At 71.3% G+C, this 7,739-nt stretch carries 4 protein-coding genes; 2 read left to right on the top strand and 2 right to left on the bottom strand.

What is annotated here, in order from left to right; all coding sequences use genetic code 11:
* Positions 1-517: 517 nt before the first annotated feature.
* Both ACIF8S_RS04820 and ACIF8S_RS04815 read left to right on the top strand, forming a co-directional pair.
* Positions 518-757 carry a heavy-metal-associated domain-containing protein gene (locus tag ACIF8S_RS04820; protein ID WP_145827689.1) on the top strand — a complete coding sequence of 80 codons (240 nt, stop codon included), beginning with the start codon at positions 518-520 and terminating at the stop codon, positions 755-757.
* A gap of 124 nt (positions 758-881) precedes the next feature.
* Complete coding sequence (locus ACIF8S_RS04815) at positions 882-3,143, top strand: heavy metal translocating P-type ATPase (RefSeq protein WP_399997327.1); 2,262 nt, start codon at positions 882-884, stop codon at positions 3,141-3,143.
* Positions 3,144-3,833: 690 nt separating this feature from the next.
* Here the strand turns inward: ACIF8S_RS04815 and ACIF8S_RS04810 are convergent.
* On the bottom strand, positions 3,834-5,123 hold the full coding sequence (locus ACIF8S_RS04810; protein WP_024887427.1) for a citrate synthase: 1,290 nt from the start codon (positions 5,121-5,123) through the stop codon (positions 3,834-3,836).
* A 178-nt stretch (positions 5,124-5,301) separates the two neighbouring features.
* Positions 5,302-7,695: an ATP-dependent RecD-like DNA helicase gene (locus tag ACIF8S_RS04805; protein WP_399997326.1), complete on the bottom strand. Its 2,394-nt coding sequence runs from the start codon at positions 7,693-7,695 to the stop codon at positions 5,302-5,304.
* Between the last annotated feature and the right edge of the window lie 44 nt (positions 7,696-7,739).

Below are 7,739 nucleotides of genomic sequence, written 5' to 3'. Positions count from 1 at the left end.
CCGTCGCCCAGGCGCGACCGGGGCCGTCACCCAGGCGCGACCGGGGCCGTCGCCCAGGCGCGACCGGGGCCGTCACCCAGGCGCGGCCCAGGGTGGTCGCGCAGGCCCCGACCGGGGCGGCTCTCCGGGCGGGCCCGCGGGCGGCTCCCGTACGGACGGCGCCGGAACACTCCCGGAGGCGCTGCCCCGACGGTCCCGGGGGACGCACTCCGGGCACCCGGGGACGTGCGGCTCTCCGGGCAGCTCCCGTGCGAACGGGAGCCGGAGCGTTCCCGGAGGCGCGGCCCGGCCGCCCGGGCCGTCACCCAGGCACGACCGGGGCGGTCACCCAGGCGGGACCCCAGGGCCGTCACCCAGGCGCGGCCCCGGGGTGGTCGCGCAGGCGGCACCGGGCCACGCCCTGGCGGACCCTCATCAGTGCTTCATACCCCCTAGGGGTATAGTGTGAGAGGTACGGGGTCCCCAGGGACCCCTCCGACCCCCTGCACACCCGCTACGCCCCGACGAGGAGAACGACATGACGTCCCAGACCGATACCCAGGGTTCCGTCACCACCGTCTACAAGGTGACCGGGATGAGCTGCGGGCACTGCGAGGGCGCCGTCTCCGGCGAGATCTCGGAGATCCCCGGCGTCAGCTCGGTGACGGCCGTCGCCTCCTCCGGCGAGGTGACCGTGGTCTCCGCGGCCCCGCTCGACGAGGAGGCCGTGCGCGCCGCCGTCGACGAGGCCGGCTTCGAGCTGGCCGGCACGGTCTGACCACCGGGCCCCACCCCCCGAAGGCACCCCGCGCGGCGTGAACCGGCCGTACCGGCCACCCGGAACCCGTGGCCCCGGCCCGGCCCGCCGCCCACCGCATCCCGGACGTCCCTGGAGCACGGACATGACCAGCACCACCGCCCCCGAGGCACCGGCCGCCGAGCAGCCGGCCCTCTCGGAGGTCGAGCTGCTCATCGGCGGGATGACCTGCGCCTCCTGCGCGGCCCGCGTCGAGAAGAAGCTCAACCGCATGGACGGCGTCACCGCCACGGTGAACTACGCCACCGAGAAGGCCCGGGTCACCTACCCGCCGGGCGTCGAGGTCGCCGACCTGATCACCACGGTGGTGAAGACCGGCTACACCGCCGAGGAGCCGGCGCCCCCGCGGCAGGACGACGAGGAGACCGCCTCCGGGACCGACCCGGAGACGGCGGCCCTGCGCACGCGCCTGATCGTCTCCGCGCTGCTCTCGCTGCCGGTCGTGCTGCCGGCGATGGTTCCGTCCCTGCAGTTCGACCACTGGCAGTGGCTGTCCCTCACGCTCGCCGCGCCCGTGGTGGTGTGGGGCGCCGCCCCCTTCCACCGGGCCGCCTGGACCAACCTCCGGCACGGCGCGGCCACCATGGACACCCTGGTCTCCGTCGGCACGCTGGCCGCGTTCGGCTGGTCGCTGTGGGCGCTGTTCCTCGGCGACGCGGGCGAGCCGGGCATGCGGCACCCCTTCGAGCTCACCGTCTCGCGCACCGACGGCGCCTCCACGATCTACCTGGAGGTCGCCGCCGGCGTCACCACGTTCATCCTGCTCGGCCGCTATCTGGAGGCCCGCTCCAAGCGCCGTGCGGGAGCGGCCCTGCGGGCGCTGATGGAGCTGGGCGCCAAGGACGTCGCCGTCCTCAGGGACGGCCGTGAGGTGCGGGTGCCGGCCGACCGGCTGGCCGTCGGCGACCGGTTCGTGGTCCGTCCCGGGGAGAAGATCGCCACCGACGGCACGGTCGTCGAGGGTGCCTCCGCCGTGGACGCGTCCATGCTGACCGGCGAGTCCGTGCCGGTGGACGTGACCGTCGGCGACACCGTCACCGGCGCCACGGTCAACGCGGCCGGCCGGCTCGTCGTCGAGGCCACCCGGATCGGCGCGGACACCCGGCTCGCCCGGATGGCGAAGCTGGTGGAGGACGCGCAGACCGGCAAGGCCCAGGTGCAGCGCCTCGCCGACCGGATCGCCGGGGTCTTCGTGCCCGTGGTGCTGCTGATCGCGGCCGCCACCTTCGGGCTGTGGCTCGGCAACACCGGGGACACGGTCGCCGCGTTCACCGCGGCCGTCGCCGTACTGATCATCGCCTGCCCCTGCGCGCTCGGCCTCGCCACGCCGACCGCTCTGATGGTCGGCACCGGGCGGGGCGCCCAGCTCGGCATCCTCATCAAGGGCCCCGAGGTGCTGGAGTCCACCCGGCGCGTGGACACGGTCGTCCTGGACAAGACAGGCACCGTCACCACCGGCCGGATGTCCCTGCGGGCGGTGCACACCGCCGAGGGCACCGACGAGCGGGAACTGCTGCGGCTCGCGGGCGCCCTGGAGCACGCCTCCGAGCACCCGGTCGCCCGGGCGATCGCCACGGGCGCCGAGGAGCGCGTCGGCACGCTGCCCGGGGCCGAGCGGTTCGAGAACGTCCCCGGCAAGGGCGTGCGCGGGCGCGTGGAGGGCCGTGACGTGGTCGTGGGGCGGCTGTCCGAGGCGTTCGGGGAGCTGCCGCCCGAGCTGGCGCGGGCCGAGGAGGAGGCCGAACGTGCGGGGCACACCGCCGTGGTGGCCGGCTGGGACGGCACGGCACGCGGTGTCCTCGCCGTCGCCGACACCGTGAAGGAGACCAGCGCCGAGGCGGTCCGCGAGCTGCGGGCGCTGGGCCTCACGCCGGTGCTGCTGACCGGCGACAACCGGGCCGTGGCCGAGGCGGTGGCGCGCACGGTCGGCATCGACGAGGACCGGGTGATCGCCGAGGTGCTGCCCGAGGACAAGGCCGACGTGGTGCGGCGCCTCCAGGACGAGGGGCGCAGCGTCGCCATGGTCGGGGACGGCGTCAACGACGCGGCCGCGCTGGCCGTCGCCGATCTGGGTCTGGCCCTGGGCACCGGCACGGACGCCGCGATCGAGGCGGGCGACCTGACGCTGGTGCGCGGCGACCTGCGGGTCGCGGCGGACGCGATACGGCTGTCCCGGCGCACCCTCGGCACCATCAAGGGCAACCTGGTGTGGGCCTTCGGCTACAACGTGGCCGCGCTGCCGCTGGCCGCGGCCGGACTGCTGAACCCGATGATCGCCGGGGCCGCCATGGCGTTCTCCTCGGTGTTCGTGGTGACCAACAGTCTGCGGCTGCGGTCATTTCATTGAGGTCTCAAGTTGGGCAGTACCCCTGGAGTCCGGTAAGACCCTCACATAAGCTCTTCACAAGGCTCGCGCATCTTCCTTACGCTTGGGTCCCGTGAGAGGTTTGCGGGCTCCTGCGCACTGTGGGGAGATATGCAAGAGACGCAGATCACAGTGATCTGAACGTAACCATCGAAGGGGTTCGAAGGTCTAAGTTGGCGATGTCGGGCAGCGTCTTGGGGGGCGCTTCCTGGCATCTGGAGATGTCTTGGGGGACTTCTCCAGAGATTGCGTTGCCGGGGCACGTGCCCAGGGAAGCTTTGAGCGGCCCTCCCGACGTGCGTTGTCCCGGCAGACCGCACACACCGACGAGTGCGGCGGGTTCAGGTCCGTCCGTACTCACACAGCGATTCAGGCGCTGTCCTCACAAGCGCCCGGCCGGATCCCGTGGGGGGAATCCGCACCGGGACATGGGAAGGCGCCCTGGTACGTCGGCCCGTGGGGGGACCGGCGGCCGGGGCGCCTTTTCCTTGCGTACTTCTTACCAACGGGCGCACCACTGCGGTGGGGGCAAGCGCCCCAAGAGGCGCGTGTGCAAACGCCGAAGGGGCGCGGGGAACTGCGCGACCAGCCACAGCCGGCCCGCAGCCGCCCACACCCCTTCGGCGACGAACTCTCAGGCGCTCACGCGCACAACCCCCGCACCGGCAGGTGTCAGCGCTCCTCGACGGGAACGAAGTCCCGCTCGACGACGCCCGTGTAGATCTGCCGCGGGCGCCCGATGCGCGACCCCGGCTCCTTGATCATCTCGTGCCACTGGGCGATCCAGCCCGGAAGGCGGCCGAGGGCGAACAGGACCGTGAACATCTCGGTCGGGAAGCCCATGGCCCGGTAGATCAGACCCGTGTAGAAGTCGACGTTCGGGTAGAGGCTGCGCGAGACGAAGTAGTCGTCGGAGAGCGCGTGCTCCTCCAGCTTCAGCGCGATGTCCAGCAGCTCGTCGGACTTGCCGAGGGCGGACAGGACGTCGTGCGCGGCGGCCTTGATGATCTTGGCGCGCGGGTCGAAGTTCTTGTAGACCCGGTGGCCGAAGCCCATCAGGCGGACGCCGTCCTCCTTGTTCTTCACCTTGCGGATGAAGGAGTCGACGTCGCCGCCGTCGGCCTTGATGCCCTCGAGCATCTCCAGCACCGACTGGTTGGCGCCACCGTGCAGCGGGCCCCACAGGGCGGAGATGCCCGCGGAGATCGAGGCGAACATGTTCGCCTGCGAGGAGCCGACCAGGCGGACCGTGGAGGTCGAGCAGTTCTGCTCGTGGTCCGCGTGCAGGATGAGCAGCTTGTCCAGGGCGGCCACGACGACCGGGTCGAGCTCGTAGTCCTGCGCCGGGACGGAGAAGGTCATGCGCAGGAAGTTCTCGACGTAGCCGAGGTCGTTGCGCGGGTAGACGAACGGGTGGCCGACCGACTTCTTGTAGGCGTAGGCCGCGATCGTCGGAAGCTTGGCGAGCAGGCGGATCGTGGAGAGGTTCCGCTGCTGCTCGTCGAACGGGTTGTGGCTGTCCTGGTAGAACGTCGACAGCGCGGAGACCACCGACGACAGCATGGCCATCGGGTGGGCGTCGCGCGGGAAGCCCCGGTAGAAGTTCTTGACGTCCTCGTGCAGCAGGGTGTGCTGCGTGATGTCGTCCTTGAACCCCGCCAGCTGGTCGACGGTCGGCAGCTCGCCGTTGATCAGCAGGTAGGCGACCTCCAGGAAGGTGGAGCGCTCCGCCAGCTGCTCGATCGGGTAGCCGCGGTACCGGAGGATGCCGGCCTCACCGTCGAGATAGGTGATCGCGGATTTGTAGGCGGCGGTGTTGCCGTAGCCGCTGTCCAGCGTCACCAGACCGGTCTGGGCGCGGAGCTTCCCGATGTCGAAGCCCTTGTCACCGACGGTGCTGTCGATCACCGGGTAGGTGTACTCGCTGCCGTCGTACCGCAGTACTACAGAGTTGTCGCTCACGTCTTCCCTCACCGACGTTGTGCCTCATCTTCGAGGTGCCCTGACTGTCTCTACCATCCCCCACTCGGCTCAGGAGAGTGCACTCGGGGTCGACCATCGGGCCTATTGACGGCACTCAGTGCCGCCAACTTGCCCATCCTGCCCCCTGTGTTCCCCATCCGGAAGGCCTGTGTGACCTTCACGACTCATTTGATCGATCATTTTTTGATGACGCTGCCCTCACAGCGGGCCCCTGGCCCGTCGAGAGGTGCCGTCCACCGGGTCCCCCGCCGGACGAACCGGAACCTGAGGAGCGTGGTCCCGCCCCGGACGGGCCCGTCCCCGCGAGCCGCATGTCGAGCGCCGTGCACCGGCGGCCGGCCGACAGCGTGCGCACAGCCTGTCCGATCGCCTTGCGGGAGCCGACCAGCACGACCAGCTTCCGGGCCCGGGTCACCGCCGTGTAGAGCAGGTTGCGCTGGAGCATCATCCAGGCGCCCATGGTCACCGGGATGACCACGGCCGGGTACTCGCTGCCCTGGGAGCGGTGGATGGTCACGGCGTAGGCGTGCGCCAGTTCGTCCAGCTCGTCGAAGTCGTACGGGACCTCTTCGTCCTCGTCGGTCAGCACCGTCAGGCGCTGGTCGACCGGGTCGAGCGAGGTGACCACGCCGACGGTGCCGTTGAAGACGCCGTTCGCGCCCTTGTCGTAGTTGTTGCGGATCTGGGTGACCTTGTCGCCGACGCGGAACACCCGGCCGCCGAACCGCTTCTCGGGCAGGTCGGGGCGGCCGGGGGTGACGGCCTGCTGGAGCAGCCCGTTGAGCGTGCCCGCGCCGGCCGGGCCCCGGTGCATCGGCGCGAGGACCTGCACGTCGCGGCGGGGGTCGAGGCCGAACTTCGCCGGGATGCGCCGCGCCGCCACGTCCACGGTGAGCCGGCCGGCCTCCTCGGTGTCCTCCTCGACGAAGAGGAAGAAGTCCTTCATGCCGTCGGTGATCGGGTGCCGGCCGGCGTTGATCCGGTGCGCGTTGGTGACCACGCCGGACTGCTGGGCCTGCCGGAACACGCGGGTGAGGCGGACGGCGGGGACGGGACTGCCGTCGGCGAGCAGGTCCCGGAGCACCTCTCCGGCACCGACGCTGGGCAGCTGGTCGACGTCCCCGACGAACAGCAGGTGGGCGCCCGGCGGTACGGCCTTGACCAGCTTGTTCGCCAGCAGCAGGTCCAGCATGGACGCCTCGTCGACCACCACCAGGTCGGCGTCCAGCGGCCGGTCCCGGTCGTACGCCGCGTCCCCACCGGGCTTCAGCTCCAGCAGCCGGTGCACGGTGGACGCCTCGGCGCCGGTCAGCTCGGCGAGCCGCTTGGCGGCGCGGCCGGTCGGGGCCGCGAGCACGACCTTCGCCTTCCTGGCCCGGGCCAGCTCCACGATCGACCGCACGGTGAACGACTTGCCGCAGCCGGGTCCGCCGGTCAGCACGGCGACCTTCTCGGTCAACGCCAGCTTGACCGCGGCCTCCTGTTCGGGCGCCAGGTCCGTCCCCGTACGGCCACGCAGCCAGCCGAGCGCCTTGTCCCAGGCCACGTCCTTGAACGCGGGCATCCGGTCCTGGTCGGTGCGCAGCAACCGCAGCAGCTGGGCGGCGAGGGCCATCTCGGCGCGGTGAAAGGGCACCAGGTAGACGGCGGTGACCGGGTCACCGCCCTGCGGGTCGGGCACCTTCTCCCGTACGACGCCGGGGTCCCCCTCCGGGTCCTCCGGCTCGGCGGCGAGTTCGGCGAGGCACTCGATGACCAGCCCGGTGTCCACCTGGAGCAGCTTCACCGCGTCGGCGATCAGCTTCTCCTCGGGGAGGTAGCAGTGACCCTGGTCGGTGGCCTGCGACAGCGCGTACTGCAGGCCCGCCTTGACCCGGTCCGGGCTGTCGTGCGGGATGCCGACGGACTGGGCGATCTTGTCGGCGGTGAGGAAGCCGATGCCCCAGACGTCGGAGGCGAGCCGGTAGGGCTGGTTCTTCACCACGGAGATGGAGGCGTCGCCGTACTTCTTGTAGATCCGCACGGCGATGGAGGTGGACACCTCGACGGTCTGGAGGAAGAGCATGACCTCCTTGATCGCCTTCTGTTCCTCCCAGGCGTCGGCGATCTTCTTGGTCCGCTTGGGCCCGAGCCCGGGGACCTCGACGAGCCGCTTGGGCTCCTCCTCGATGATGCGGAGGGTGTCCAGGCCGAAGTGCTGGGTGATCCGGTCGGCGAAGACCGGTCCGATGCCTTTGACCAGCCCCGAGCCGAGATAGCGGCGGATGCCCTGCACGGTGGCGGGCAGCAAGGTCGTGTAGTTCTCGACGTGGAACTGCTTGCCGTACTGGGGGTGCGACCCCCAGCGTCCCTCCATCCGCAGGGACTCCCCCACCTGTGCGCCGAGCAGCGCGCCGACGACGGTGAGCAGGTCGTTCCCGCCGCGGCCGGTGTCGACGCGGGCGACGGTGTAGCCGTTCTCCTCGTTGGCGTACGTGATGCGCTCCAGCACGCCTTCGAGCGTGGCGAACCGGCGTTCGCCGGCGGGCGGGGCGGAGGGCTGGGTGGGCATGGCTCGACCGTACCGGGGGGCTGTGACAGGCGGCTTGGCAGAGG

Origin of the sequence: Streptomyces sp. NPDC085937 (assembly GCF_044540535.1) — a bacterium.
In the GTDB taxonomy this organism is placed as follows: Bacteria; Actinomycetota; Actinomycetes; order Streptomycetales; family Streptomycetaceae; genus Streptomyces.
The sequence above is the reverse complement of the archived record's forward strand: the minus strand, read 5'-3'. Positions and strand labels throughout refer to the sequence as shown.

Coding starts and splice junctions, on each gene's coding strand:
- ACIF8S_RS04820 (WP_145827689.1), top strand. CDS start 518: ATGACGTCCCAGACCGATACCCAGGGTTCCGTCACCACCGTCTACAAG.
- ACIF8S_RS04815 (WP_399997327.1), top strand. CDS start 882: ATGACCAGCACCACCGCCCCCGAGGCACCGGCCGCCGAGCAGCCGGCC.
- ACIF8S_RS04805 (WP_399997326.1), bottom strand. CDS start 7,695: ATGCCCACCCAGCCCTCCGCCCCGCCCGCCGGCGAACGCCGGTTCGCC.